The sequence below is a fragment of the Streptomyces sp. NPDC005722 genome, from assembly GCF_040630935.1.
Taxonomy (GTDB): domain Bacteria; phylum Actinomycetota; class Actinomycetes; order Streptomycetales; family Streptomycetaceae; genus Actinacidiphila.
Genome location: NZ_JBEXYN010000009.1, coordinates 138566 through 165428 on the forward strand (window position 1 = coordinate 138566; position 26863 = coordinate 165428).

General features: G+C 75.2%; 23 protein-coding genes. 10 read left to right on the forward strand and 13 right to left on the reverse strand.

All coding sequences use genetic code 11. The features are described 5' to 3' along the window. The 9 genes from ABZ479_RS14000 to ABZ479_RS14040 all read right to left on the reverse strand — a co-directional run bounded on the left by ABZ479_RS14000 (position 1) and on the right by ABZ479_RS14040 (position 11200). On the reverse strand, positions 1-3330 hold the full coding sequence (locus tag ABZ479_RS14000) for an ABC transporter permease (RefSeq protein ID WP_500461805.1): 3330 nt from the start codon (positions 3328-3330) through the stop codon (positions 1-3). Between the two features lie 215 nt (positions 3331-3545). After that, the gene (locus ABZ479_RS14005) at positions 3546-4634 is read right to left on the reverse strand and encodes a trypsin-like serine peptidase (protein ID WP_500461806.1); all 1089 of its coding nucleotides are present in this window, start codon (positions 4632-4634) and stop codon (positions 3546-3548) included. Positions 4635-4782: 148 nt separating this feature from the next. Next, a complete protein-coding gene (locus ABZ479_RS14010; protein ID WP_499605478.1) occupies positions 4783-5193 on the reverse strand; it encodes a VOC family protein in 411 nt (136 codons plus the stop codon). 86 nt (positions 5194-5279) lie between these two features. Beyond that, entirely contained in the window at positions 5280-5681 is a 402-nt protein-coding gene (locus tag ABZ479_RS14015) for a helix-turn-helix domain-containing protein (protein ID WP_500461807.1), read from the reverse strand. Positions 5682-5756: 75 nt separating this feature from the next. After that, positions 5757-6281 carry an Ig-like domain-containing protein gene (locus ABZ479_RS14020; protein ID WP_500461808.1) on the reverse strand — a complete coding sequence of 175 codons (525 nt, stop codon included), beginning with the start codon at positions 6279-6281 and terminating at the stop codon, positions 5757-5759. Positions 6282-6584: 303 nt separating this feature from the next. After that, a complete protein-coding gene (locus ABZ479_RS14025; RefSeq protein ID WP_500461809.1) occupies positions 6585-7637 on the reverse strand; it encodes an IPT/TIG domain-containing protein in 1053 nt (350 codons plus the stop codon). A 126-nt stretch (positions 7638-7763) separates the two neighbouring features. Next, positions 7764-8504, reverse strand: coding sequence for an IPT/TIG domain-containing protein (locus ABZ479_RS14030; protein ID WP_500461810.1), 741 nt, complete (start codon positions 8502-8504; stop codon positions 7764-7766). Between the two features lie 415 nt (positions 8505-8919). After that, positions 8920-10062, reverse strand: a complete 1143-nt coding sequence (locus tag ABZ479_RS14035; RefSeq protein ID WP_500461811.1) for a permease — start codon at positions 10060-10062, stop codon at positions 8920-8922. Between the two features lie 4 nt (positions 10063-10066). Beyond that, entirely contained in the window at positions 10067-11200 is a 1134-nt protein-coding gene (locus tag ABZ479_RS14040; protein ID WP_500461812.1) for an MGDG synthase family glycosyltransferase, read from the reverse strand. Between the two features lie 615 nt (positions 11201-11815). Between ABZ479_RS14040 and ABZ479_RS14045 the strand changes: the two genes are divergently transcribed. The 6 genes from ABZ479_RS14045 to ABZ479_RS14070 all read left to right on the forward strand — a co-directional run bounded on the left by ABZ479_RS14045 (position 11816) and on the right by ABZ479_RS14070 (position 17481). Continuing rightward, on the forward strand, positions 11816-12649 hold the full coding sequence (locus tag ABZ479_RS14045; RefSeq protein WP_499605470.1) for an SDR family NAD(P)-dependent oxidoreductase: 834 nt from the start codon (positions 11816-11818) through the stop codon (positions 12647-12649). 4 nt (positions 12650-12653) lie between these two features. Continuing rightward, entirely contained in the window at positions 12654-13592 is a 939-nt protein-coding gene (locus ABZ479_RS14050) for a DMT family transporter (protein WP_500461813.1), read from the forward strand. Further along, on the forward strand, positions 13589-14323 hold the full coding sequence (locus ABZ479_RS14055; RefSeq protein WP_500461814.1) for a polysaccharide deacetylase family protein: 735 nt from the start codon (positions 13589-13591) through the stop codon (positions 14321-14323). The genes ABZ479_RS14050 and ABZ479_RS14055 overlap by 4 nt, the downstream gene beginning before the upstream one ends. A 149-nt stretch (positions 14324-14472) precedes the next feature. Beyond that, on the forward strand, positions 14473-16317 hold the full coding sequence (gene asnB / locus ABZ479_RS14060; RefSeq protein ID WP_500461815.1) for an asparagine synthase (glutamine-hydrolyzing): 1845 nt from the start codon (positions 14473-14475) through the stop codon (positions 16315-16317). A gap of 30 nt (positions 16318-16347) precedes the next feature. Next, positions 16348-16827 carry a MarR family winged helix-turn-helix transcriptional regulator gene (locus tag ABZ479_RS14065; protein ID WP_500461816.1) on the forward strand — a complete coding sequence of 160 codons (480 nt, stop codon included), beginning with the start codon at positions 16348-16350 and terminating at the stop codon, positions 16825-16827. A 90-nt stretch (positions 16828-16917) separates the two neighbouring features. Next, positions 16918-17481 carry a TetR/AcrR family transcriptional regulator gene (locus ABZ479_RS14070; RefSeq protein WP_500461817.1) on the forward strand — a complete coding sequence of 188 codons (564 nt, stop codon included), beginning with the start codon at positions 16918-16920 and terminating at the stop codon, positions 17479-17481. Between the two features lie 37 nt (positions 17482-17518). On the opposite strand, the gene ABZ479_RS14075 is transcribed toward ABZ479_RS14070, so the two are convergent. Beyond that, positions 17519-18040 carry a hypothetical protein gene (locus ABZ479_RS14075; protein ID WP_500461818.1) on the reverse strand — a complete coding sequence of 174 codons (522 nt, stop codon included), beginning with the start codon at positions 18038-18040 and terminating at the stop codon, positions 17519-17521. Between ABZ479_RS14075 and ABZ479_RS14080 the strand changes: the two genes are divergently transcribed. Next, positions 18018-18452 carry a hypothetical protein gene (locus ABZ479_RS14080; RefSeq protein WP_500461819.1) on the forward strand — a complete coding sequence of 145 codons (435 nt, stop codon included), beginning with the start codon at positions 18018-18020 and terminating at the stop codon, positions 18450-18452. The two genes, ABZ479_RS14075 and ABZ479_RS14080, sit on opposite strands and share 23 nt — an antisense overlap. Here the strand turns inward: ABZ479_RS14080 and ABZ479_RS14085 are convergent. Beyond that, positions 18370-21177 carry an AAA family ATPase gene (locus tag ABZ479_RS14085; RefSeq protein ID WP_500461820.1) on the reverse strand — a complete coding sequence of 936 codons (2808 nt, stop codon included), beginning with the start codon at positions 21175-21177 and terminating at the stop codon, positions 18370-18372. The genes ABZ479_RS14080 and ABZ479_RS14085 overlap by 83 nt on opposite strands. 222 nt (positions 21178-21399) lie before the next feature. On the opposite strand from ABZ479_RS14085, the gene ABZ479_RS14090 reads away from it, so the two are divergent. Then, on the forward strand, positions 21400-22599 hold the full coding sequence (locus ABZ479_RS14090) for an epoxide hydrolase family protein (RefSeq protein ID WP_500461821.1): 1200 nt from the start codon (positions 21400-21402) through the stop codon (positions 22597-22599). A gap of 96 nt (positions 22600-22695) precedes the next feature. Next, entirely contained in the window at positions 22696-22884 is a 189-nt protein-coding gene (locus ABZ479_RS14095) for a bleomycin resistance protein (RefSeq protein WP_500461822.1), read from the forward strand. 48 nt (positions 22885-22932) lie between these two features. Here the strand turns inward: ABZ479_RS14095 and ABZ479_RS14100 are convergent, their stop codons facing one another. Together ABZ479_RS14100 and ABZ479_RS14105 are read right to left on the reverse strand one after the other, a co-directional pair. Then, the gene (locus tag ABZ479_RS14100; RefSeq protein ID WP_500461823.1) at positions 22933-23568 is read right to left on the reverse strand and encodes a DsbA family oxidoreductase; all 636 of its coding nucleotides are present in this window, start codon (positions 23566-23568) and stop codon (positions 22933-22935) included. A gap of 95 nt (positions 23569-23663) precedes the next feature. Next, positions 23664-24545, reverse strand: coding sequence for an alpha/beta fold hydrolase (locus ABZ479_RS14105; protein ID WP_500461824.1), 882 nt, complete (start codon positions 24543-24545; stop codon positions 23664-23666). 136 nt (positions 24546-24681) lie between these two features. On the opposite strand from ABZ479_RS14105, the gene ABZ479_RS14110 reads away from it, so the two are divergent. After that, positions 24682-26688 carry an AfsR/SARP family transcriptional regulator gene (locus tag ABZ479_RS14110; protein WP_500461825.1) on the forward strand — a complete coding sequence of 669 codons (2007 nt, stop codon included), beginning with the start codon at positions 24682-24684 and terminating at the stop codon, positions 26686-26688. The last annotated feature ends 175 nt before the right edge of the window (positions 26689-26863 follow it).

The window sequence follows — 26863 nt, forward strand, 5'->3', positions numbered from 1 at the left end:
TCACTCCCCTCCCTGCCGGCGCAGCGCGCGGGCCGGATCGGCCGTGCGCAACGCCGCCACCGCCACCGCCAGCAGCGGCAGCACCGCCACCGCCGCCAGCAGTTCCAGCAGCGGTACGGCCGGCAACTCCACCCGCACCGCGGGCACGGGGCTGTCCGCACGCGCCGTCAGCACGATCAACGGCACGATCGAGCGGGTCAGCACCCCGCCGAGCAGCGCCCCCACCGCCACCGCCGTGAGCACCAGCAGCCCCTGCTCCGCGGCGATGACCCGGGCCAGCGACCTCCGCGGCGCCCCCAGCGCCCGCAGCACCGCGAACTCCTCCGAGCGTTCCCGTACCGCGCCCGCGGCGGCGACCGCGAACCCCACCGCGGCCAGCACCGCGGCCGCCACCACCGCCGCTGGCAGGGCCGACAGCGGACCCGCGCCCAGCGGGTCGCGCCGCAGCTCCGCCCGCGCCTCGTCACGGACCACGATCGTGGCGGCGTCCCCCCGGGCCCGCAGCGCCGAGGCGACCCGGGACGCGCCGTCGGGGCCCGCGGCGAGCCACCACTCGGTGGGCTCCAGCGCCCGCTGCTCCTGGAAGACGAGCGCGCGGTCGAGGCTCGCCAGGTCCAGCAGCACGGCGCCGCCGCCGGTGCCCGCGGAGCCGTCGCGTCCCGTGGTGGGCAGCGCGTGGACCGACGCCGTGATGCGCAGGGACAGGCGTGTGCCGCCGAGTTCGACCGGGACGGTGCTGCCGGGCTTCGCGTCGACCGCGGTCAGGAAGGCGTCGGTGACGACGGCGGGCAGCACCGCGGGCGGCCGGGGCCCGGCCCGCAGGGTGAGGGAGGCCGTGTCGGCGCCGCCCGGGGTGTCCTTCTGGAAGGGCTCCTCGCCGGTGTCGTAACGGACGGTCAGCGGGGTGCCCGCGGCGGAGCGCGGGGTGCCGGCGTCCGCGGGGCGGTAGCCGAGGCCGGGGCCCTCGGGGAAGTCCGGGTTGTCGATCCGGGTGCGGGCGGACCAGGCCGTGGCGGTGGGGGAGGGCACCTCGTGCACGCCGCCGGCGGTCACCGCGCGTACGCCGGTGACGGTCAGGACGTGCCGCTCGTTCCGCCGGGGCACCTGGTACTCGGCGCCGAGGCCCGTCACGCGCAGCGGCCCCGCGGGTCCCGCGCCGGGTACCCGGCCCGTCGCGGACGCGAAGTCGGCCTCCAGCGCGTGCTCCCGGCCGTCGGCCGCGACCTCGCCCAGGGGGAGGGTGTAGGGGACGCCGTAGCGGTCGGTCAGTGTCACGGACAGCCGGTCGGTCACGGTGCCGGCCAGGGCGCGGTCCCCGGTCCCCACGGCACGCAGACGGACCGTCAGGCGGAGCCGGTCCGTGCCGTCGGGCAGGACGAACCCGGCGCCGCGGGCGGCGGGGCCGCCGTCCGCGCGCAGGGGCCGCATGAGGTCGGCCACCGGCTCGGCGGACAGGTCGTCGCGCAGGCGCAGGACCCGGGCGGCGGCAGTGGTGTCGACCGCCACGACGGTCGCGTCGCGGTCGCGGGGGAGGGACACGGTGTCGCGGACGGCCGGGGTGACGGCCGCGACGCCGGGTACGCCGTCGTAGCCGCCGCCCTGCCCGAACGCGGGCGTCGCGGAACCGGACACGCGCAGGTCGGCGCCGACGGCGAAGTCCGCCTGGTCGGCCTGCGACCGGGTCCAGGTGCTGTTCTCCCCGATCGCGAACATGCTGATCGACACGGCGAAGACCAGCAGCAGGGCGGGTCCCGCCCCGCGTCCCGGACGGCGCGAGAGCTGCCAGCCCACCAGGGACGCCGGCAGCCCGCGGGCCCTCGCCGCGCGGCGCTCGCCGAGCCGCGCCGCCAGCGGCAGCAACCGCAGCGCCAGCACCGCGCCCGCCAGCAGGCACAGCGCGGGGGCCCCCACGAGGACCGGGTCCAGCCCGAGCCGTCCCGAGGTGTCCGTGCTCAGGGCCCCGCTGCCCGCCTCGCGACGGGACAACTGCCAGAAGGCCAGGCCGGCCACCAGCACCAGACCCGCGTCCGCCCCGGCCTGCGCGGCGGCGGGCAGCGCCCGCCGGCGGCGCCGCTGCGAGTGTTCCTGCGCGTACGTCCCCGCGCGCCGCAGTACGGGGCCGACGACGGCGAGGGCGCAGGCCAGCGAGGTGAGCGCCGCCACCCACCAGGCGGTCGCCGCGGAGGGTTCCAGCCGGACCCCCGCCCGGGCGAGTGCCCCGTGACCCGCGAGCAGCCGGACCAGCCGGCCGGACAGCAGCGGGGCCAGCACCGCGGCCGGTACGGTCAGCAGCACGGCCTCCGCAGCGGCGAGCCCCGTCATCTGGGCGCGCGAACCGCCGCGGGCCCGCAACTGCGCGGTCTCGCCGGAACGTTCCTCCGCGAGCAGCCCTGCGACCAGGAGCAGCGACAGCGCGGCCAGCAGCATCAGCTGCAGCACACTGATCAGCAGGGTCGACCGGCTCACCAGCAGGGTGCCCCGCAACTCATCCAGCAGATCGGGGAATTCGCTCTTGGCCACCAGGGAGTTCGCGGCCTCCAGGGCGTCCAGCCGCCCCACCGCCCGCTGGACGCTCGCGCTGACGTCGTCGGCGCGGGCCGTGGTCATCGCACCGAAGTCCCCGTGCGTCTGCCACGCCATCTCGACCGCCGGGACACCGCCGGCGCCGAAGGCCGCGGGGTCGGTGAGCAGGGGACCGTAGGTGGTGAACGAGAGCGTGCGCACGCCGCGGCCGTCCAGCGGGTCGAGCCGCCAGTACAAGGCATACCGGTCGACCGGCCGGTATGTCCCGGTCACGCGGACCCGCAGCGTTCCGCGGTGCAGCCGGTCGGCCAGGGTGACCACCTGCCCGGTGCGCACCTTCAGCACCGCGGCGGCCGCCTCGGGCAGCGCGACCGGGACCGGGCCGCCGTCCGCCGGCGGACCGGGGAACGCGCCCTCGGTCATGGTCACCCGGGCCCGGTCCAGGGTCGACAGCACCGCCAGGTCCGGGTCGACGGTGCGCGGGGCACCGGCGGGCCGCAGCGCCGTCGGCAGCCCGTACGGGCCGGAGCGGGTGACCCCGGTGACGGAGACCGGCAGGCCGTCGTAGGCGCCGGTGACGGTCGCGCGCACGGCCTCGTCCGCCGCGCCCGGGTCCTTGCCGTCGACGTCGGCCGTGATCTCGACCAGCGTCCGCGCGGCCGACTGCTCCTGCAGCGCGCGGCGCAGACCCGCGTCCCCCACGGCCGAGCTGAAGGCGGCGAGCGCCGCGACCGCGCACGTGGTGAGCAGCACCGAGAGCACGGCGGCGCCCAGCAGCAGACGGTGCGCGCGCAGACGCAGCAACACGAACCCCGGCACCACGCCCCCCGTTCTCGATGGCCCGTGCAATGAGATGGCACAGACTAACGCCCTCCCGGCCCCGGGGAGAGGCCTCGGCCGGCACCGGTTCCGGCGGCAACGACGCCGGTTCCGGGCGCCGTTGGACGAAGGGCGCGAACGGCACCTCCCGGCCGTCGGCCGGGAGGTGCCGGGGCTGTGCCGGGCGGGTCCGTGCCGCGTGGTCAGCGCAGCGCGCGCCGGGCCCGCTCGTAGAGCGGCTTGGTGACGGCGGAGGTGAACTGCGGACCGACGAGGTGGCGGGTGCAGCCCGGGGCCGGGTCCCAGGGGTCGCAGGCGTTGCCCCCGGCGTCGAGCCTGCTGCCCTCGGAGTTGTCGCCGACGACGGTGCCCACGCCCGACTCCGGGTCGAGGCCCGCTATCCGCGGGCCTCCGCTGGAGCCGCCGCCCATGACGCACTCGGTGCCCCACAGCCCCTCGGCCGCGGGGAACTCGGGCGTGCCGACGACCTGTTCGGGCCGCCCGGTGCAGTGGGCGAGCCGCTCGCCGGTGTACTCGGGCAGGCCCTCGCGGTCCGGGTCCGAGGCCGAGCGGGGGTAGCCGAACTGGTGGGCCGTCCGGTCGCCCGGCCGGTCGAAGCCGATCCGCTGCGCCGCGCCGGCCGCCTCCTGCACGGTCCGGCCCCGCGCGTCCGTGTTGAGGACCACGAACGCCTGGTCGTAGGCGCCGTACACCTCACCGTGCTGCTGGTCGTTGGCCAGCCAGGTCGGGGCGACGACCCCCAGCCGGCCGGTGAACTTCCCGTAGGGCGCCCGCCCGTCGCGGTAGCCCGGCACCAAGAGCACGTTCCGCGTCCACTGGTTGTCCTCACCGATGAGGTCGGTGTTGTTCACGCAGTGCCCCGCGGTGACCAGGGTGCTGCCGTTGGGGCTGTCGACGACGGTCGCGGTGCAACTGGCGTCCTCGCCGTGGTCGGTGAAGAACAGCCGGCCCACCGTGCGGGCGAGCGCGTTCCGTCCCGTCCACGGGGCGCCGTCGGGGCCCGCCTTGGGCGGGTTGCCGGACGACGGCTGGGTCAGCGCCGCGATCCGCTCCGGCGTCCAGTAGCCGAGGACCGCCTTCTGCTCGGCCCCGGTGACCGCCTGGTCGTGGGCGGCCACGGCGGACGTGGCCGCCGGGAGGGACGGGACGGACAGGACGGGCCCGGCGGCCGACGCCTGCGGGGCCGTGACGAGCACGGCCGCGGCGACGAGGGCGGCCGCCAGGAGCGGCCGGTGGAGACGGGCGGAACGGGGTACGTGTTGCGACGGCATGCCTGCTGCTCCTCGGGACGTCGATCGCACGCCCGGAGGCCGCGTGCCGGCGGCACGGGTCCTCCGGGCATGGGGACGTGCGATACAGACGTCCGGGAGGGGCGGTCGGTTGGGACGGATCGCCGCCGCCCCGCGCGCCCGCGGCGGGTCAGGCCTTCGGCTGGGTGAAGCGGATGCTGTTGCCGAAGGGGTCGCGCAGGCCGCAGTCGATGCCGTACGGGCGCTCGGTCGGCTCCTCGGTGAACTCCACGCCGAGGTCCCGGAGCGTCTCGTACGTCTTGCGGCAGTCGTCGGTGGTGAAGATCAGGTGGCCGCCGGTGGCGCCCTTGGTGAGCAGCTCGCGGACCTGCTGGGCGGTCTCCTCGGACAGCGCGGGCGGGCCCGGCTTCTCCAACAGGATCTGGCGCTCGGGGTGACCGGGGACGTTCACCGTGAGCCAGCGCATGAAGCCCAGGTCGACGTCCGCGTTCACCTCCAGGCCGAGCTTGCCGACGTAGAAGTCGAGGGCCTCGTCCTGGTCGAGGACGTAGATCTGCGAGTGCGTGATGGCGTTGAACATGTGCATCACGCTAGTCGCCGGGCGGCCGGGAAACTTATCCAAAACTGCTCAGTCGCCCCGGCGCGCCCGGCCGACCCGGCCGCAGGTCAGGCACGCGGCCTCAGCCACGCCTTCGCGAAGCACGTCGGCACGTCCACCGCCGTCGCCTGCTTGCGGTACGCCCGCGGTGACGTGCCCACGATGTCCCGGAAGGTGCGGCTGAACGTCCCCGGGCTGCCGAAGCCGACCTCGAAGCAGATGTCCGTCACGCTGCGGTCGCTCTCCCGCAGCAGGAACATCGCCCGCTCCACGCGGCGGCGCTGCAGGTAGCGGTGCGGGGTCTCTCCGAAGGTGGCCCGGAAGGTGCGCGTGAAGTGCGCCGCCGACACGTGCGCGATCCGCGCCAGCGCCGGCACGTCCAGTGGCTGCGCGTAGGAGCAGTCCATCGCGTCCCGTGCCCGGAGCATCCGGCGGTTGGTCTCTTCGGTGGCGCTGCTCACACCGCCCATGAGACCACAGGTCGCCGGAGCCCCGGCGCGGGGGACGGCGGGCGGCGAGCGGGGACGGCCGTCCTCAGCCGGGATTCACCAGTCCCGGCACTCGTCCCGCGAGTCGACCGGCTGGTCGATCACCGCGGTCGAGGTGCGGGGCAGGCAGTTCGGTGAGCCCGGCCGGTGGGCGTGGTCGTCCCGGCACGGGTCGGTCCCCCAGGGGCAGTACGGGGTCCCGGTCACGGTGACCGTCCCCTCGTCGTTGGAGGCGTAGCAGTTGGCGTTCCCGTTGTACGCGGCGGTGACCGTGTGGACGCCGGCCGTCTTGAACCTGGCCGTGTACGTCGCCAGTCCGTTGGCCGCCACCGGCACCGTCGCCATGATCTCCCCGCCGTCGAAGAAGGTCATGCCGACGTCGGTGACGCCGCTGGGGTCGCCGGGGCAGACCACCGTCGCGGTCAGCTGCACGGGAGCCCAGACGGCGGCGGTCGGGGGTGACACCTGGAGCGTCGTCGTCGAGTCGACGGCCGCCGCCGCCGGCGAGGCGACACCCACGACCGCGGCTATCGCCGCGAAGGCTCCCGCCGTCCATGTCTTTCGCGCATTCCAAGATTTCACGGAACAGGCTCCTTGTTCGACTGTGAGCCGATGGTCACAGTTGGTCATGGAGCGTCACGTTACGTGTGTACCGCAGGTCCCGCACGCGGAGTGAGCGGCCCTCCGCCCCGGGACGTCCGGCGTCCGCCCTAGGCCGTGTCGTCACATGCCCGCCTGCCCCACGGCGCCTGGCACGGCACCTCGCTGCGTTGTCGAATCGTCCGAGTAGCCCACTACGAGGACGACTCTCCGCCTTGCGATGCACCGCACCAGACACCGTGGGGCCCGCCCTCCGGGCGGCCGGCGCTCATTTGACGACACGCCCTAGATGACGGGCGGCGCGACCCGCGTGTACGTCAGCGAGTTGCTGGTGCCGCCGGTCGTGGTGACGCTGACGGACACGGCGCCCGGGGGACCCGCCGGGGCGGCGGCGGCGACGGTCGTGTCCGACAGCACGTTGAACGCGGCGGGCGTGGCACCGAAGAGGACCGCGGTGGTGGCGGTCAGCCCCGTCCCGGTGAGGGTGACCCCCGATCCCGCGCCGGTCGGCCCCAGGGCGGGGGTGAGTGAGGTGAGCACCGGGGACCCCACGTAGCTGTAGGCGACGGAGTTGCTGGTGCCGCCCGGTGTGGTGACGGTGACCGCGACCGTTCCCGTTCCGGCGGGGGCGACCGCGGTGATCCGGGTGGGGGAGTCGACGGTGTAGCCGGTGGCCGGCGTGCTGCCGAACCTGACGGCCGTGGCCCCGCTGAGGTCGGTGCCGGTGAGGGTGACCGTGGTGCCGCCGGCGGCCGGTCCCTGGCTCGGTGCGAGGGAGAGGAGGACGGGCGTGTTCAGGTAGAAGTAGGAGACGGCGTTGCTGGTGCCGCCCGCGGTGGTGACCGTGACGGGCACGGCGCCGGTGCCCGCCGGCGCGACCGCGGTGATCTGGGTCGCCGAGTTGACCGTGTACGAGGTCGCGGCCGTGCTGCCGAAGCGGACCGCGGACGCCCCGCTGAACCCCGAACCCGTGAGGGTGACCGTCGTGCCGCCCGCGGTCGGTCCCTGGCTCGGCGAGACGGAGACGAGGACGGGCTGCGCCGTGTAGGTGTACGTCACCGGGTTGCTGGTGCCGCCCGGAGTGCTGACGGTGACGGCGACGGCCCCGGTGCCCGCCGGCGCGACCGCGGTGATCTGGGTGGCCGAGTTGACCGTGTATCCCACGGCCGCGGTGCTGCCGAACCTGACGGCGGTGACACCGGTGAAGCCGCTGCCGCCCAGGACGACGTTGTTGTTGCCCGCGGCGGGGCCGCTGTTGGGGACTGCCGAGTTGAGGACGGGAGCGGCGGCGACGGCGGTGGGTCGCGCGGCCGGCTCCGGGCGTGCTGTGTCTTTCACGGGATCTCCGTACGGTGTGGGACCGGCCGGCGGCCTGTCGTTGGCTTCCTCGGGCCCGCACGGGCCGGGGGCCCGTGCGGGGTCGTCCGGGCCGGGGGCCCGGGAGGTGCGGGTGGGCCGGACGGGTCAGATGCCCGGACCCGCGACGTAGGTGTACGCGGCCGACATGGTCACGCTGCCCCCGCCGGTGGTCAGGACGACGTCGACGGCACCGACGCTCCCGGCCGGGGCGACCGCCGACACCACGGTGCCGTTGACCACCGTGAAGTTGGCCGGGACGCCGCCGAAGGTGACCCCGGTGGTGGTGGTCAGCGCCGTGCCGACCAGCGTCACCGAGGTGCCGCCGGTGGTCGGTCCCGAGGCCGGGGTGATGTTCGTCAGCGTGGGGGCGTCGACGTAGGTGTAGGTGAACCCGTTGTTGGTACCGCCGACGGTGGTGACGCTGACGCTCACCGACCCGGCCGTACCGGCGGGCGCGGTGACCGTGATCTGCCCGTCGGACACCACGGTCGGCACAGCGGAGTTGGCGCCGAAGGCGACGCTGGTCGCGGTGAACAGACCGGTGCCGTTGATGGTGACCGTCTCCCCGCCCGCCGTCGATCCGCCGGTCGGGCTGAGGCTCAGCTTGAACGGCGCCCCGATGTAGTAGAAGGGCAGTGGGTTGCTGGTGCCGCCCGCGGTGGTGACGGTGACGTCGACCGCCCCGCTGCCGGAGGGCGCGGTGACGGTGACGCTCGTCGGCGTGTTGCCGGTGATGGTCGCGAGCCGTGTGCCGAAGCGCACGGCAGTGGTGCCTGCGAGGTTGACGCCCGTGATGGTGACGACCGTGCCTCCGGCGCTGGATCCCTGGTTGGGGCTGATCGGCATGAGGTGTTCCTCCTCGCTCGGAATGCCGCTACATTGCCGAGCAGTGATGAAGGCCTTCGGTCCGCACACGTATCCGGTGGTGCGAGCCGGCTCTCGTGCCCACTGGCCAAGTGGTGACCGGTGGCCCCGATCTCGTGGAAAGGCCGAGCGGGGACCTGCCGGGAGAACAGCCTGTCAGGTGTGAGACGCCGCCTGAACAGGGGCTTGCCCACGTCCGTCTGCAAAGTCGAATGCCGTTGATACGGACAATCGAAGTAACCCATAAGGGTGATTGGGCGACAAGGCTTCGGTCTCGAAGTAGCTCTTTCCAGTGAGCGCCACGGCGTGAATCGAGGCGCCTTTGTCGGCGTATTCACGATTGTCTTTTCATATGCCAACGGGTGGGGCCGAGGTAGCGCCAGGACGCCGAGGCGCCTCAGTGCGCGGACGCCGGTGGGCCGCCCATCATGCGGAGCATGCGGCGACCGCCCGTGGTGAGGAAGCGGAGCAGCAGGACGGCGGCGAGCGCGAGGAAGACGAGGTTCAGCCACGTCGTGTGGTCCCAGTGCACGCCGCCGCTCGGGACGCGGGCGTCCGACCGGTCGGGAACCAGGCCGAGCGCGCCGAAGAGGACCTCGACGACGTAGCCGGCCACGGCCATGGCGACGTAGAAGGTGCCGAGGAGCAGCAGGGCCGTGCGGCGGCCGTAGTACTTCCGGTAGATGTTCAGGATCGGCAGGATCAGCAGGTCGGCGAAGACGAACGACACCACTCCGCCGAAGCTGATGCCCCCGGTCCACAGCACCACTGCGAGGGGCACGTTGCCGACGGAGCAGACGAACGAGGCGATGGCGACGAGCGGCCCGACCAGCGGGCCCCACAGCTTCGCCGCGAGGGGATGCCCCTCGAAGAAGAACGCCTGCCAGAAGGAGTCCGGCACCCAGGCGGCGACGGCGCCGGCGACGAACAGGCCGATCACGAGGTCGCGCAGGATCGCCGCCCACTCCATCACGAAGACGTGCGAGGTGGCAGTGAAGCCCTCGGGCGACACCAGGCGCCGCAGGAACGGGCCCTCGCGGCGCACGGACATGTCCATCGCGGCGTGCCCCTCCATCGACCCGGCGAGCCCGCGGTCGGCCTGGGCGCGGGCCTCGCGCAGCAGGTCGGGCCGGAGCAGCCGCCGGAAGAGCAGCGCCAGCACGACGATCATGACCGGTCCGCCGACGAACCCCGCCACCGTGAACTGCCAGCCCATGAGCAGGGCCAGCAGGACGCCGAGTTCGACGACGAGGTTGGTGGAGGCGATCTCGAACGCCATCGCCGCCGTGAAGCTCGCCCCCTTGCGGAAGAGCGAGCGGGCGAGGGCGACGGCGGCGTACGAGCAGGACGAGGACGCCGCGCCCAGACCCGCCGCGATCACCAGCGTCCGCGGCCGGTCGTCGCCGAGCAGGCCGGCGACGCCCTGCGTGCGGGCCACGGCCTGGACGACCGCGGACAGCGCGAAGCCCAGGATCAGCGCCCAGGTGATGTCCCAGGTCATGGCGCCCGTGACGGACAGGGCGTGCAGCAGGGCGTCCACCGGGTCAGACCGCGACCGGGTCCGCCGCGCAGGCCTCCATCAGGTGGGCGGCGGTGTCCGGGGCGAGGAGCGCGGCCGCGGCCGGGGAGAGGACGCGGTGCGGGCGCCGCGGCCGGGTGAGGCCGTCCAGGGCGTCGATCAGCGTCCATGGGTCGGGGGCGAAGCGGGTCAGTCCCAGCGCGGCCATCCGGTGCGCCCCGGCCTTGCCGTGCCCGGGGATGGGACGGTAGCCGACGACGGGTAGTCCCATGGCCAACGCTTCCAGCGCGGTCTGCCCGGCGGCGTTGTCCACCAGCGCGTCCGCCGCGCTCATCAGCCCGGGCATGTCCCGTTCCCAGCCCAGCGCGAGCGTCCCCGGGACGCGGGAGAGCCGGGCCCGCAGCCGCCGGTTCTCGCCGCACAGCGCCACCGGCAGGAAACCGGCCCGGGCCAGCAGGGCCGCGGTGTCCGTCAGGTGCGTGCCGGCCCCCCAGGCGCCCGCGGAGACCAGGACGGCCGGCCGGTCCGGCGCGTGGGAACGGAACACCCGCTGCCAGGGCCCGGCGTCCGGGTCGGGCGCCAGGAAGCGGGAGGCGACCAGGGGGCCGGTCGCCGCGGCCGGGCGGCCGGTCGCCTCGCGCACCCGGCGGGCGGCGCTCTCCGTGAGGCAGCAGTACAGGTCGTTGCCCGGGTGCAGCCACTGGCTGTGGACGTCGAAGTCCGTGACCACCACCGCGCTCGGCACCGGCAGCGACCCGCGGGCCCGCATCCCGCCGGTGAGCTGCGCCGCCAGGTGGAACACCGGGACGACCAGCCCCGGCCGTTCGCGGCGGACGAGTTCGGCCAGCCCGCGCTCGGCGAGCCCCGCGAGCCCGCCGGGGCCGGGGGTGCGGCGCGACCCGCCAGGGCGCAGGAACGCCGCGTAGATCCCCGCGTAGAGCAGCGGGAGGTGCAGCACGGTGGCGCGGTAGAAGCCGCGCAACGCCGCGCCCGCGTGCGCGGGGAGGAGGTCGAGGACGTCGGCCCGGCGGGCCTGCCCGCCGCGCGCGGTGAGCCGTGCGACGAGCTCGTCGGCGACCGCGTCGTGACCGGCGCCCATGGAGGCGCTGAGCACGAGGAACCGCCGGGGCGCACGACCCGCCCGCCCCGTGTGCGTCACCGCGACACCACGTCCCGCCGCGAGCGAACGGGCTGGGCTGCTGCGAGCACATCCGGCACGTGATCACCTCGTACACCAGTTGCGGACTACTCGGGTCTAACCGATTTGCCCCGTCTTGAAACGAACCGCCCGAACCTGCCCGCCGGTCCCCACGATGCGCGGACCCGGCCCCGGCTGACCGGCGCCGGACGTGTTGGCGCGGGGGAAAGTTGTCGGCCCCGGCGTGTCGTGCTGGGTCTTCAGCGACGCCGAGGTGCGGCTTCCGCGACGGGCCCGGCGTGGTTCGCGTCGCCCGTGGCGGGTGCTGATCAGGGCGGGGCGTGGGGCGGCCTCGTGGGGGGCGCGTCCGGGCCGCTCGACCGGCCGCGTGTCGTCACAGGGGAATCCCCTCCGCTCTCCGTGTGTGCTCCGGGGCTTCGGCGACCGCCGCGCCGTACGTGGGCCCGGGGCCTGCGGCACTGGTCGGCGGACCCTCCCGCGGCTCTCGGGCGGGTCGCCCACAGAGCCGGTCCGGCGATCGGGCGGTTTACTGAGACCGGAGGGGGACGTGCCCCGGGGGAGCCGCACCGGCCATTCCGGGCGGCAGCTGCAGCGGCAGGGACAGAAAGCGATGCCATGACCTCTCACCCTCCCCAAGCGGTCTCCGGCGGCAAGGCGGTCCACGGCGAGCCCGTGCGCGGCCCGGCGGACCCGGCCGGCGGCCCGGCCCCGGTCGCGCTGGTCACCGGCGCGTCCTCGGGCATCGGGGCGGCGATCGCCGACCGCCTCGCCGCCGAGGGGTGGCGGTTGCTGCTCAGCGGCCGCGACCACGAACGCCTGCGGGCAGTCGCGGAGCGCACCTCCGGGACCGCGCTGCCGGCGGACCTCGAGCACCCCCAGGGCACCGGCCGGCTGGTGCGCGACGCCGCGCTCGTGACGGGCGGCCGGGTCGACCTGCTGGTGGCCGGGGCGGGCATCGGCTGGGCGGGCCCCTTCGCCTCGATGCCGCAGGGCCTCATCGAACGGATCTTCATGGTGGACGTCGTCTCCGCGATGGAGCTGGTCCGCCGGGTGCTGCCCGGCATGCTGGCCCGGCGCAGCGGCCACGTCGTGCTGATCGGCTCCTTCGCGGGCAGCGTCGGCGTCCGTGAGGAGGCCGTCTACTCCGCGGCCAAGGCGGCGCTGGGCGCCTTCGCCGACTCGCTCCGCTACGAACTGGCCGGCAGCGGGGTGCGGATCACCCACGTCGTCCCGGGCGTCGTGGACACCCCGTTCTTCGCGACGCGGGGCGTGGCGTACACCCGGTCCCGGCCCCGCCCGATGCCCGTCGAGCGGGTCGCCAGGGTGGTGACCGACGCGATCCACCGCGGACGGGACGAGGTGTTCGTCCCCCGGTGGCTGCGCATCCCCGTCGCCGTGCGCGGTGTCATGCCGTGGGTCTACCGGCGCCTCGCGGGCAAGTACGGATGACGCGGTGCCCGTCCTGACCGTCGTGCTGGCGCTGCTGGCGGCCCTCGCCAACGGCGCGGCCTCCGCGCTGCAGCGGCGCGCCGCCCTGCAGCAGCAGGAGGAGGAAGGTGCGGGGCACGGCGTGCGCGGGCGGCTGCGGCACCTGCTGGAACTCGTACGGCGCCCGTTCTGGGGGGCCGGGATGGCGGCCCTCGGGGTCTCCGGGGCCCTGCAGGCCAGTGCCCTGGCGGTGGGACAGCTGTCGGTCGTGCAGCCGCTGATGGCGACCGAGCTGCTGTTCACCCTGATGGCGGGAAGCCTCGCGTTCTCCCGGCGGCCCGACGCCGCGACCTGGTTGTGGTTCCTGGCGCTGGCCGGGGGACTGGCCCTGTTCCTCGGCGCCGCGCGGCCGTCCGGCGGCGAGGCGCAGGCCGTGCCCGGCACCTGGCCCCGCGCCGGTGTGCCGCTGGCGCTGCTCGTGCTCGTCCTGTGGCTCGTCGGGCGGGCGCTGAAGGGCGGTGCCCGGGCCTGCGTCCTGGGGTGCGCCACCGCCGCCTGCTTCGCCTGCACGGCGGCGCTGATCAAGGACGTCACGGGACGCGTCCCGGAAGGCCTGCCCCGGGTGTTCACCTCCTGGCAGCTGTACGCGACGGGCGCGGTCGGGCTGCTCAGCCTGCTGCTGCTCCAGGTCACCCTGCGGGCCGGCAGCCTCGCCGCGTCCCAGCCGGCGCTGACCATCGGGGACGCGGTGGTGAGCGTGGCCCTGGGCTGGGTGCTCTTCGAGGAACGGATCGCGCTCGGGGCGCACGTCGTGCCCGAGGCGGCCGGCGTCGCCCTGATGGCCGCCGGAGCCGTCGGGCTGTCGCGCTCGCCCGCGGTGGCCGGCGGCTGGGACGTCCCGGGCGGGGACCGTCCGGGCTCGGCGGAGGACCGGCACCGCACCGCCCACGGCGGGCCGCGATGAGGCGCGGCGGCGACGTACGGCGGGCCGTGCTCGCGGGCGGCGTCCTGGCCGCCGGGCACATCGTGCCGGCCGCCACCTGGCTCCCCGGGCTCCGCCGCCGGGCCTTCCCGGCCCTGGCCGGCCTCGGACGCCCCGACCACGTGGCCCTCACCTTCGACGACGGGCCCGATCCGGTCTCCACCCCGCGCTTCCTGGACGCCCTCGACGAACTCTCGGTCCGGGCCACGTTCTTCGTCCTGGGCGCGCGGGTGGACGGACACCCCCGGATCGCGCGCGAGGCCGTCCGGCGCGGTCACGAGGTGGCCGTCCACGGCTGGACCCACGACCGCCCCTGGCTGCCGGACCCGGCGCGCGAACGGTCCGGGCTGGCCCGTGCCGTCCGGACGGTCCGCGAGACCTGCGGCACCGTACCGCTGTGGTACCGCCCCCCGTACGGGATCCTCACCGGTGGCCGCTGGGCGGCGGCCGCGCACGCGGGCCTGACCCCCGTCCTGTGGAGCGCCTGGGGCCGCGACTGGACGCCCGGCGCCACCGCCGGGTCCGTGCTGGCGACCCTCCGCCCCGATCTGCGCGCGGGCGCCACCGTGCTCCTGCACGACAGCGACCACGCCTCCGCCCCCGGGTCCTGGCGGGCGGCCCTCGCGGCGCTTCCGGCCCTGGTCACGGCCTGCCGGGAGGCCGGTCTGACGGTCGGTCCCCTCGCAGAGCACGCGGTCGGCGCGGGCGTTTGACGACCGACCGGAGGCGACGGAGACTCGATTGATAGATGCCCGATACATTTCACCGGGAGTGACAACCGCGCCGCGGAGCCGGCAGGGCCGACCCGATCCGTGACGCAGCGGACGACGGTCGGGCACAGCTAGAGCCCGGAGGCATACGCATGTGCGGAATCGCCGGATGGATCTCGTTCCGCAGGGACCTGCGCGACGAGCAGGACACGGTCGACGCGATGACCGAGACGATGGCCTGCCGCGGGCCTGACGACCGCGGCACCTGGGTGCACGGGCCCGCCGCGCTCGGACACCGCAGGCTCGCGATCATCGACCTGCCGGGCGGCCGGCAGCCGATGAGCGCCGAGGCACCCGAGGGCGGCGCGGTGGCGATGGTGTACTCGGGTGAGGCCTACAACTTCACCGAACTGCGCGAGGAACTCGCCGCGCGCGGCCACCGCTTCACCACCACCTCCGACACCGAAGTGGTGCTGCGCGGCTACCTGGAGTGGGGCGAGGCCGTCGCCGAACGGCTCAACGGCATGTACGCCTTCGCCATCTGGGACAGCCGCGAACAGAAGCTCGTGATGATCCGCGACCGGATGGGGATCAAGCCGTTCTACTACTACCCGACCGACGACGGCGTGCTGTTCGGTTCGGAACCCAAGGCGATCCTCGCCAACCCGCTCGTCCCCCGCCGCGTCACCCTCGACGGGCTGCGGGAGCTCTTCGCCTTCGTCAAGACGCCCGGTCACGCGATCTGGGACGGCATGCGCGAGGTCGAACCCGGCACCGTCGTCACCGTCGGACGCGGCGGCATCCGCACCCACGTCTACTGGTCGCTGCGGACCGAGCCGCACACCGACGACAAGGAGGCCTCGATCGCCCGCGTGCGCGAGCTGCTCGAGGACATCGTGCGCCGCCAGCTCGTCTCCGACGTGCCGCGCTGCACCCTGCTCTCCGGCGGACTGGACTCCTCGGCGATGACGGCGCTCGCGGCGCGGCAACTCGCCGAGCAGGGCGAGAAGGTGCGCAGCTTCGCGGTCGACTTCGTCGGCCAGACCGAGCACTTCGTCCCCGACAGCCTGCGGGGCACGCCCGACACCCCGTTCGTCCACGACGTCGCCGCCCTCTGCGGGACCGAGCACCAGGACATCGTCCTCGACTCCGACCAGCTCGCCGACCCCGAGGTGCGGGCCAGGGTGATCCGCGCCCGTGACATCCCGGCCGGACTCGGCGACATGGACTCCTCGCTCTACCTGCTGTTCAAGGCCATCAGGCAGCACTCGACCGTCGCCCTGTCGGGCGAGTCCGCCGACGAGGTCTTCGGCGGCTACCGCCAGTTCTTCGACGAGGAGGCCCGCCGGGCCGACACCTTCCCGTGGCTGGTGCGGTTCACGACCGAGTTCGGCGACGACGGCAACATCCTCAACGACCAGGTGGCCAAGGCCCTGGACCTGGAGGGCTACGTCCACGACGGCTACCGCCGCGCGGTCGCCGGCGTCGACCGCCTCGACGGCGAGAGCGACTTCGAGTACCGGATGCGCGTCATCAGCTACCTCCACCTCACCCGCTTCGTGCGCATCCTCCTCGACCGCAAGGACCGGGCCAGCATGGCCAACGGGCTGGAGGTCCGGGTGCCGTTCTGCGACCACCGACTGGTCCAGTACGTCTACAACGCGCCCTGGTCCCTGAAGTCCTTCGACGGCAGGGAGAAGAGCCTGCTGCGCGAGGCCACCGCGGACCTGCTGCCGCGCTCGGTCTACGACCGGGTCAAGAGCCCCTACCCCTCCACCCAGGACCCGAAGTACTTCGTGGCCCTCCAGGAGAACGGCAAGGACCTGCTGGCGAAGTCCACGCACCCGGTGTTCGACCTGGTCAGCCGGACCTGGCTGGAGGACGCGGTCAGGACCGACACCCCGGTCAGTACGCACGCCGCCCGGCACGGCCTGGAACGCGCCCTGGACCTGGCGCTGTGGATGGACCTGTACTCGCCGACGATCGGGATTCCCTGACCCGACGCGGACGGAACGAGGGGGCGGACGATGGCGGTGGTCAGCGAGGACGACGCGCTGGACTTCGTGGTGTCCCTGCACCGCCTGGTGCGGCTGCTGCGCCGGGCCCGCCCCGAGCCGAGGGTGCAGCCGACCCCGCTCATCGTCCTCGCCCTGCTGAACCAGTACGGGCCCTCGCGCGTCGGCGTCCTCGCCGAGCGGGCCGCCTGCACCCAGCCCACGGTCACCGCCGCCGTGGGGCAGCTGGAGGCGGCCGGTCTGGTCCGCCGCGAACCCGACCCGGTCGACGGCCGTGCCACCCGGGTGGTCATGACCGCGCCGGGCCGGCGGGAACTCGTCCGGATGGCGCGCGGGGAGGCCGAGGCCCTCGCCGTGCGCCTCGTCGCCCTGCCCCCGGAGGACGTGCGCAAGGTCCTCGATGCCGGGCGGGTGCTGCGCCGCCTCACGGACTGCGACGGACGCCGGGACGACCCGGGCCGTACCACCGGCCCGGCCGATCACCGAAGGTGACGGGCCGTCGACCTGGAGTACGCTCCCCCGGGGAGGGCCCCCGCGGCGGAGCGGGCTCCGCCGCACCCGACGACGCGAAGCGGAGGCCCCGTGACGGGAACGGACGCCCGCCGGCGCGCCGACGCGATCCGGAACCGGGACCACATCCTCCGGGTGGCCCACGACGCCTTCGCCGAGTCGGCGACCACTTCGCTCAACACCATCGCCAAGCGGGCCGGCGTGGGTGCGGGCACCCTGTACCGGCACTTCCCGACCCGCGAGGACCTCGTCCTGGCCGTGTACCGGCACGACGTCCGGCGCCTGGCCGACTCCGTCGACGACGTCCTCGCCGCCCACACCCCGCTGGAGGCGTTCCGCACCTGGTTCGGCGACCTCGCCGACTGCGTCCGCGTCCGGCACGGGCTCGGCGAGGCCCTGCACGGGGCGGCGGCCCGGGAGGCGGCCGTCCACGAGACCTGCGCCCGCGTCGTCGGCGCCGTCGGCAGGCTGCTGCGCGCCTGCGAGGCGGAGGGCAGCGTGCGCCCCGGCCTCGCCCCGCAGGACGTGCTGCTGCTGATGGGCTTCCTCTGGCGCGTCGGCGGGGACACCCTCGGCCGCGACCGGGGCCACCGTGTCACCGACCTCGTGGTCGACGGCCTGCGCCCGCCGGGCTGACGCCGCGGCGAGGGACCGGCCCGTGCGCGTCCGGCCGTCAGGGGCGGGGAGCCGGACGTGGTGGAGATGACGGGCCGTCGCCGGGGTGCTCGCCCTCGGTGCACGGCCCGGGCGGCGGGAGGGGAACCGCCCCGGGCGGGCCGCTGTCGGTGGCGCGGCTCCTGGCCGCCTGGTCCTCGCCGTCGGGTCTGGTGCCGCCCTGACCGCGGCGCTGCTCCTCGCGCTGCGCGCCGCCGCGCTGCGGTCCCCGATCCTGGTGGACGGTGTCCTCGGCACGCCGGCGGTCACGTCTGAGCAGGGCGGCGCCCGAGTGGAGAACGGCGGGCTCGTCCAGGACCACGTAGTCGTACTCCAGGCCCTTGCCCAGGGAGGCCGGGACGAGGGTGCGCCGCCCCGGCTCCGCCGGGGGGACCCCCACCCCGAGGGTCCGATACGGCACGCCCGCCGCCGCCGGCGTTCCGGCCGGTTCGGGCAGCCGCGTGTCGGCGGCGATCAGGCCGATCGAGCCCTCGCGGTCCAGGGCCTGCCGGCGCCTGGTGGTCGAGGAGAAGGAAGCCATCCTCGACCTCCTGTGGCTGGTCCACGTCGACGAGGGCTCGGGCCTGACGACGCGCGACCGGCGCGTCGGCCACGTCAGCGGCGGCCACTACTCCCTGGTCGGGGCCGACTGGGACGGCTCGCACCGCATCCGGCCGACCCTGGACGACGGCGAGCACGACGAACCGCCGGCGCTGCCGGCGGACGCGGTCGACGTCGCCACGGTCTTGCGGGACCGGGTCGACCGCACGTACCCGCTGCCGGTCCTGCCGGCGCGCCGTCTGGCCGCCGTCCTGGCCCCGACGCACCTCGTGCTGGACCCTCGGAGGCGGGGGCTGAGCCCGACGGTCCTCAGCGCTGCCGGCGGGTCGCCGTCCCCTCGGGCGGCAATGCCGTGCGCAACTGCCGCCGCCCGGAGACGCCGAGCTTGGTGAAGACGTTGCCGAGGTGCCACTCCACCGTGCGCGGGCTGATGAACAGCTGGGCGGCGATCTCGCAGTTGGTGTGCCCCTGACCGGCCAGGGCCGCGATCTGCGCCTCCTGACCGGTCAGCCGCTCCGCCGCGCCGACCGTCCGCTTCCGTACGGTCTCACCGGTCGCGAGCAGCTCGCGGTGGGCGCGCTCCGCGAAGCCGTCCGCCTTGAGCCTGCTGAACACCTCGTGGGCGCTGCGCAGTTGGGTGCGCGCCTCCTGGCGGCGGTTGCGGCGGCGCAGCCACTCGCCGTACAGCAGGCGGGCCCGGGCCAGGTGGACGGCGATGCGGCAGCGGCCGAGGCGTTCGACCGCCTCCCGGTAGAGCGCGTCGGCGGTGGGCTCGTCCTCGCTCAGCAGCGCGCGTGCGCAGGCCTCCACGCCCAGCGCCCACTCGGTGCCGCTGGCGCGGGTGCGTTCGGTGAGCCGTTCCAGCGCGGTGGCGGCCGCCTCCGGCCGGCCGCTGCGGGCGGCCGCCTCGATCAGCTCGAACAGCGTCCACCCGAGGAAGCCCAGGTCCTCGTACCGGCAGGCGCGCGTCGCCGCCTCCAACGCGGTGTCGTAGCGGCCGAGTCCGTTGTACAGCACGGCGGTCGCGTACTCGGCGAGGCTGAGGGCGCGGCCCTCGCCGCGGTCGCCGACCTCCCGGATGTGGTGCTCGATCAGCTCCAGCGCCCGGGACTCCTGCGCCTGCCAGGCGGCCAGCAGCAGCGAGGTGTACACCATCGGCACGCTGCCCGTCGCCTCCGAGATTGCGTCCGCCTCGTCGATCAGGGCCTCCGCGGTGTCGAACTCGCCGGCGTGCACGTGGAAGCACGCCTGGTAGCTGAGCGCCATCGGGAGGACGGCGAGCGCCCCTCCCGCGCGGGCGACGCACACCGCGCCGGAGGCCAGTTCGCACCAGGCGTCGTCGTCCCAGAGCTCCAGCGCGAGGGGTTCGGGCGTCACCGGGCAGGCCAGCCAGAGCCATCGCCGGTCGCCGTCCACGCGGGCGGCGCCGGAGCGCAACTCCTGCCGGACGCGGCCCAGCGCGTCCCTGAGGGCGCCCACGCTCGCCGTGAAGCCGTCGAGGACCAGGGCCGCCACGCTGTCCAGGAGTACGTCGAGCGTCCGCGGCACCGGGGGCGGCGGCGCCGCGCGGGCCTCCGCCGCCACCTCCCGCAGTCCCGGCCCCTCGCTGAGGCCGCCGGCGAAGATCGCCGCGCCGACCGCCTCGAGCAAGGTGTCACGGGCCAGGGCGGCGTCCAGCGGCGCCAGGCGGTGTGCCGCGTCCAGCAGCAGCCGGGGCGCGACGCTCCCGCGCACCTGGGAGAACTCCAGCCGGGCCCGCAGCCGTTCGAGCCGGGCGCGCTGCAGGTCGTCGAGCGGGCCGTCCTCGGCCGTCGCCAGCAGGGTGCGGGCCCGGTCCACGCCTCCGGCGTCGATGGCGGCCTGGGCGGCGGCCAGCGCACGGCCGGCGCGGCGGGCGGGATCCGGGGTGAGCTCCGCCGACTGGCGCAGGAACGCGGCGGCGGCCGCCGCTCCTCCGCGGCCCTGCGCCCGGCACGCCGAACGCTCCAGGTCGAAGGCGACGCTCTCGTCGGGCCGTGCGGCGGCGTGGGCGCGGTGCCACGCCCGGCGGTCGGGGTCCCGGGCGGGATCGGTGGCCCCGGCCAGCGCATCGTGGGCCGCCCGGCGCTCCGGTGCCGGCGTCCGCTGGTAGACGGCCGAGCGTGCCAGGGGGTGGGGGAAGCGCACCGTGGCGCCGAACTCGACCAGCTCCGACGCCTCGGCGGCCGCCGCGGCGTCCGCCGGGATCCCTTGAGCGGCTGCCGCACGCCACAGCAGCCCCACGTCTCCGGTCGGCTCGGCCGCGGCGGTCAGCAGCAGCCTGCGGCTGTCCCGCGGCAGGGACAGGTACCGCTGGTGGAACGCGGACTCCACGTGGCCCGCCGCGGGACGCCTGCCGGGGAGCCAGAAGCCGCCCGCCAGCTCGGACGGGGTGAGGGTGCTCGGCAGGTGCAGCAGGACCATCGGATTGCCGTGGGCCTCGGCGACGATCCGGTCCCGCACCAGCGGGTCGAGCGGTACGCGGACGGCCGAGGCGAGCAGGGCGCGCGCGTCGGGTTCGCCGAGGCCGGTCACGGCCAGTTCGGGGAGCCCGGCCAGCCCCCGGTCGTCGTCGGGCTCCCGTACGGCCAGGACCAGGGCCACGGACTCGGCCACCAGCCGCCTGGCGACGAAGGCCAGCACCTGACGGGACCCGTCGTCCAGCCACTGCGCGTCGTCGACGAAGCACGCCAGCGGCCGTTCCCCGGCGGCGCCCGCCAGCAGGCTCAGCGTGGCCAGGCCCACCAGGAAACGGTTGGGCGCCGTGCCCTCCCGGAGTCCGAACGCCACGGACAGGGCGTCCCGCTGCGGTGCGGGCAGTCCGTCCAGCCGGTCCAGCAGGGGAGCGCACAGCTGGTGCAGGCTGGCGAACGGCAGCTCCATCTCCGCCTCGACGCCCGCGATGGCGGCGGTGCAGAAGCCGGTGGCCCGGGCCGCCGCGTGGCCCAGGAGCGCGGTCTTGCCGATCCCCGGCTCGCCGCGGACGACGAGCACCGCGCTGCCGCCCGCCCGGGCCGTGGTCAGCACGCCTTCCAGCGCGGCCAGCTCCCGATCCCGGCCCCGCAGTACGAGCTGTGAGTCGATGGCAGGCACGCCCATGGACGGATCTTCCTGATCTCCTGCGTGACGTGCCCATTTTAGTTCATTCGAGCTGCGCCGGGCGTTTTGTCCGTGACGCTCTCCCCGGGGATCGGCCGCCCCACCCGGGGGTCCCGGTCCCGGGGCGATCCCCGGGGTTTTCCCTGGGGCGACGCCCGCCCCCTTCGGGTCACTTTGGGTGAGCGGCGACGCAGGGTCGCCGTACACGACGAGGAGACCCACATGTCCTTCACTCCGCAGACCCCGGAGATCCGTCCGTTCACGTTCGAGTTCTCCGATGCGGACCTCGCGGACCTGCGTGCGCGCATCGAGGCGACGCGCTTCCCCGAGAAGGAGACCGTCGGCGACCAGTCCCAGGGCACCCAGCTCGCCACGGTCAAGGAGCTGGCGCGGTACTGGGCGACGGAGTACGACTGGCGCAAGGTCGAGGCGAAGCTGAAGGCGCTGCCGCACTTCATCACCGAGATCGACGGGCTGGACATCCACTTCATCCACGTGCGCTCCCAGCACGCGGACGCCCTGCCGGTGATCGTGACGCACGGCTGGCCGGGCTCGGTCGTCGAGCAGCTGAAGATCGTCGAGCCGCTCACCGACCCGACGGCCCACGGCGGCGACGCCTCCGACGCCTTCCACGTGGTGATCCCCTCGATGCCGGGCTACGGCTTCTCCGGCAAGCCCACCGCGAAGGGCTGGGGCCCGGAGCGCATAGCCGCCGCCTGGGGCGAGCTGATGAAGCGCCTGGGCTACACCAAGTACGTCGCGCAGGGCGGCGACTGGGGCGCCGTCGTCACGGACCTCATGGGCGTGCAGGAGCCCGAGGGCCTGGTCGGCATCCACACCAACATGCCGAAGGTCATCCCGCCCGCCATCGAGGAGGCGATCGTGGCGGGCAACCCGCTGCCCGCCGACGTCGTCCTCGCCGACGACGAGCAGAAGGCCGCGGTCGAGCAGCTCGACTTCGTCTACCGGCACGTCTACTACGCGTACATGATGGGTTCGCGCCCGCAGTCGCTGACGGCCCTGGCCGACTCCCCGGTGGGCCTGGCGGCCTTCCTGCTCGACCACGACAAGGCCAGCCTGGAGCTGATCACCCGCTCCTTCAACGGCGTGAGCGAGGGCCTGACCCGCGACGACGTCCTGGACAACATCACCCTGTTCTGGCTGACCAACACCGCGGTCTCCGCGGCGCGCCTGTACGGGGAGAACACGACTCCGTTCTTCGGTGCGAAGGGCGTCAAGCTGCCCGTGGCCGTCAGCGTCTTCCCCGACGAGCTGTACCAGGCCCCCAGGAGCTGGGCCGAGCAGGCGTACCCGAACCTGGTCCACTACAACCGGCTCCCCAAGGGCGGCCACTTCGCCGCCTGGGAGCAGCCCGAGCTGTTCGTCGACGAGGTCCGCACCGGCTTCCGCCCCATGCGCTAGGCACGAACTGGTCCGCGTTCCGGGTTGCGGAGTCCCACCGTCCTCGCGGACGGTGGGACTCCGGGCCCCCACGACAGAGCGAGGAGGAGGTTCCCCATGGACGTCCCGACCCTGGCCGGGCTCCTGCACGAGACCGAGGAGCGCCACGGCGCCTACGAGGCGAGCGCGCCCGAACACCACTGGTGGGACTGGTACGCCGCCTACCTGTACGCCCGTGAGCAGGGCCGTACGCCGGACGAGGCCGCCCGCGACGCCGCGGCCCACATGGAGGCGCTGGCGGAGTAGGGCGGCGCCGGGGCGGACGCGAGGCACTCGCGTCCGCCCGGGCGGGGCTCAGGAGGTGAGCGTCGCGGCCCAGTCCCGGAACCACTCCCGGGGCCGCAGTCCGGCGATCCCGCGGCGGCCGGAGACCCAGGTGGGCGTGGCATGGACGCCGTACCGCGCGGCGAGCGACCTGGCCGCGGCCAGCGCCGCAGCCGGCGCCGGGGTGTCCCAGGCCGCACGCGGCCCCGCCGCGTCGCCGCCCGCCTCCGCCGCGAGGGAGAGCAGCAGCTCCCGGGACTCGATGTCGAGGCCGTCGGCGAAGTTCGCCGAGAACACCGCGGCGGCGAAGCGGTCGGCGGCCTCGGGGGAGGTCGCGGCGAGCCACTCGTGGGCCGCGAGGGCCGGGCGGGAGTCGGCGATGCGGTCCGTCCAGCGCAGCGGCAGGCCCGCCGCCTCGGCCTCCCGGGCGAGGAACGCGTACCCGGGGCCGGTGCGCGGGCCGGCCGGTATGCCACCCGGACCGATCTCGGGATGGATCGGCAGCGCGTGCCCGACCACGTGGATCCCGTGTTCCCGCAGGATCCGGGAGCGGTCCTGGGCGACGTAGCAGTAGGGGCAGATGAAGTCGAACCAGTGCTCGGCCGTCGCGAGGGGCGCCGGCGAGCCGGTCCCGGGCGCGGGGGTGGGGGCGGGGGACATGGACATCCGGTCCTCCTCGCGGTAGCTATTACATTACATGTGTTCGCCGTAACGAAAACATCCCGGCGTTTCTTCCCGGCAACCCCCGCTGCCGCGCGGGCTCAGGAGGCGACGAGTGCGCGCAGCGCCGAGGCCACGAGTTCCGGGTCCTCCTCCGCCATGAAGTGGCCGCAGCCGACCGTGGTGTGGGTCAGGCCGGGCGCCCAGGCCTCCCAGAGGGCGCGGGCGTCGTAACCGAGGGCGGCCCCCCAGTCCTGCTGGAGGACCGCGACCGGCATCCGGAGCCGCCGGCCCGCGGCCCGGTCGGCCCGGTCGTGTTCGACGTCGACGGTCGCCGAGGCGCGGTAGTCGGCCACGATCGAGGGCACGGCCGCACGGGACGCGTCGAGGTACGCGGCGCGCACCGCGGGCGGCACGGCCTCCGGGGACCGGTTCCACGCGTCGAGGAAATGACCGAAGAAGGCGTCCGGGGCGGCGGCGATCATCTCCTCGGGCAGGCCCGGCGGCTGGGCCATCAGGTACAGGTGGAAGGCGACGGCCGCGTCCGCGCCGCTGAGGACGTCCCACATGTCCAGGGTCGGCAGCACGTCGAGGCAGGCCAGCCGGCTGACCGCGTCGGGATGGTCGAGCCCGGCGCGGAAGGCGACCAGGGCGCCGCGGTCGTGGCCGGCGAGCGCGAAGCGCTCGTGCCCGAGCGCGTGGGCCAGCGCGACGACGTCCGCCGCCATGGTGCGCTTGGCGTACGTGTGGGGGTCCGTGGGCGCCGGCTTGTCACTGGCGCCGTAGCCACGCAGGTCGGGGCAGATGACGGTGTGGTCGGCAGCCAGGTCGGCGGCGACGTGCCGCCACATGAGGTGGGTCTGCGGGAAGCCGTGCAGCAGTACGACGGGGCTGCCCGAGCCACCGACGGCGACGTTGAGGGCGACGTCGTCGGCGACGGGGACGCGGTGCCGGGCGAAGCCGGGGATGACGGGGGGTGTCATGGTGTGCGGTCTCGTTCCGTGGTCGGGGGAGGGGAGTGCCCGCCGGTGGCGGACGTCCCGAGCCTTCCGCCCGCGAATCAGCAACCGGTCAGCGCGTACCGTGGCAGCGGGGAGGACGGCCGGAGAGGTGGGCAGGGTGCGGGTCGTGTTCGGAGTGCTCGGGCCGGTCGCCGCCTGGGACGGCGACGGTCGTGCGCTCGCGCTCAAGGGCCCGCGGCACCGGGAGGTGCTGGCCCGGCTGCTGGTGGCGCGGCGCCGCGTCGTCCCGGTGTCCCGCCTGGTGGCGGACCTGTGGGACGAGCCGCCCGCCGGTGCCGTCGGGGCCGTGCAGACCTTCGTCGGGGCGCTGCGTCGCGAGCTGGAGCCGGAGCGGCGGCCCCGGTCCCCCGCCCGGCTGCTGGTCACCGCGGGCACGGGCTACGCGCTGCGGGCGGACCCCGACACCGTGGACGCCTGGCGGTTCGAGGCCGCCGTGGACGCCGCCGCGGCACTGCCGCCCGCGCGGGCGCTGGCCCGCCTCGACGAGGCCCTGGACCTGTGGCGCGGCCCCTCGTACGGCGAGTACGCCCACCGCGAGTGGGCCCGCGGCGAGCGTTCCCGCCTCGCGGAACTGCGGCTGCGCACGGTCGAACGGCGCGCCGTGGCCCGGCTGGAACTCGGCCTGGCGGCCGAGGCGGTGCCCGACCTGGACGCGCACCTGGCCGAGCACCCGTGGCGGGAGGACGCCTGGGGGCTGCTGGCGCTCGCGCTGTACCGCTCCGGCCGTCAGGGGGACGCGCTGGCCGTGCTGCGCCGGGCCCGGGCCATGCTCGCCCAGGGCCTGGGCCTGGACCCGGGACCTGCGCTGCGCCGCCTCGAGGCGGACGTCCTCGCCCAGGACCCGCGCCTGGACCCGCAGGCGTCCCCGCCGGCCGACCCGGCCGACGCGGCCGCACGGGTGTGGACGCGGGCGGCCGAGGCGTACGACCGCACGGTCGCCGCCGGGGCCCGCGCTCGTCTGGAGTCGACGGTGGGCCTGCTCCGCAATCTCGCGCTGACCGGGGGCGGTGGCCTGGAGGCCGCCCGGGAGCACCGCCTGGCCGCCGTCGAGGCGGCGGAGGAGACCGGCGACCCGGAGCTGACCGCGCGGGTGATCGGCGCGTACGACGTGCCCGCGATCTGGACCCGCGGCGACGACCCGGAACAGGCCCGGGGCATCGTCGCCGCCGCCGAGCGCACCCTGGCCGCCCTGGCCGCCCTGCCCGCCGGGGCCGCCCACGAGGCGGCCCGCTGCCGGCTGCTGGCCACGGTCGCGGTGGAGTCGCGCGGCATCCGCTCCCCGCGCGGCCCGCAGGCGGCGCGGCAGGCCGAGGAGACGGCCCGCCGGCTCGACGACCCGGCGCTGCTCGCGTTCGCCCTCAACGGCGTGTTCATGCAGACGTGCACCCGGGCGGGCCTCGCGCCGCTCCGGGACGCGGTCGGCGCGGAGTTGGTGGTGCTGGCCCGGCGGCACGGCCTGACGACGTACGAGGTGCTCGGGCACCTGATCCGCCTCCAGGCCCGCAGCGCGCTCGCCGACTTCGCCGGGGCCGATGTGCACGCCGCCGAGGCCGACGTCCTCGCCACGCACCACGAACTGCCCCTGGCGGGCGTGTTCACCCAGTGGTACCGCGCGCTGCGCACGGCCGCCTCCGGCGGCGGACCGCGGGCCGAGGCCGCCTACCGGGCCGCCGCGGCGCGGCTGGAGGGCGCGGGGATGCCGGGTGTCGAACGCGGCCTGCTCCCGCTCGCGCTGCTCTGCCTCGACGTGGCCGACGGCACGCTCCCGGTGGCGCGGATCGCCGAACGCGCCGACCCGGCCGCCGACTGGGGGCCCTACCGGCCGTGGGCCGCCCCGTTCCTCCTGCTCCGCGGCGACCGCCGCACCGAGGCCCTGACGGCCCTCCGGGCCCTGCCCGAGCCGCCTCCCGACCTGCTGTACGAGGCCCTGAGCTGCCTGCAGTCCGTGCTCGCCGTCGAACTCGGCGACCGTGACACCCTGGAGGCAGTGCACGCCCGGCTGCTCCCCGCCGCCGGTCAACTCGCGGGCGCCGGCAGCGGCCTGCTCACCGCGGGCCCGGTGGACCGCCACCTCGCCGCGATCACCGCGGCCCTCACCGGATAGGCCCCTGGGGGCCGCTTCCCCGGCGCGTTGCCGCGCCCGCCCGGCCGCGTCGCCGATCCGCTCCGGGATCGGGGCCTCGATCGCGGGTGCACCTGGACGGCGTGTCGTTGAGCAGCGCCCTCGGCGTTGCCGCGCATGTCCGCCGTGCGGTCAACGCGGGGGCGCCGACAGCGGC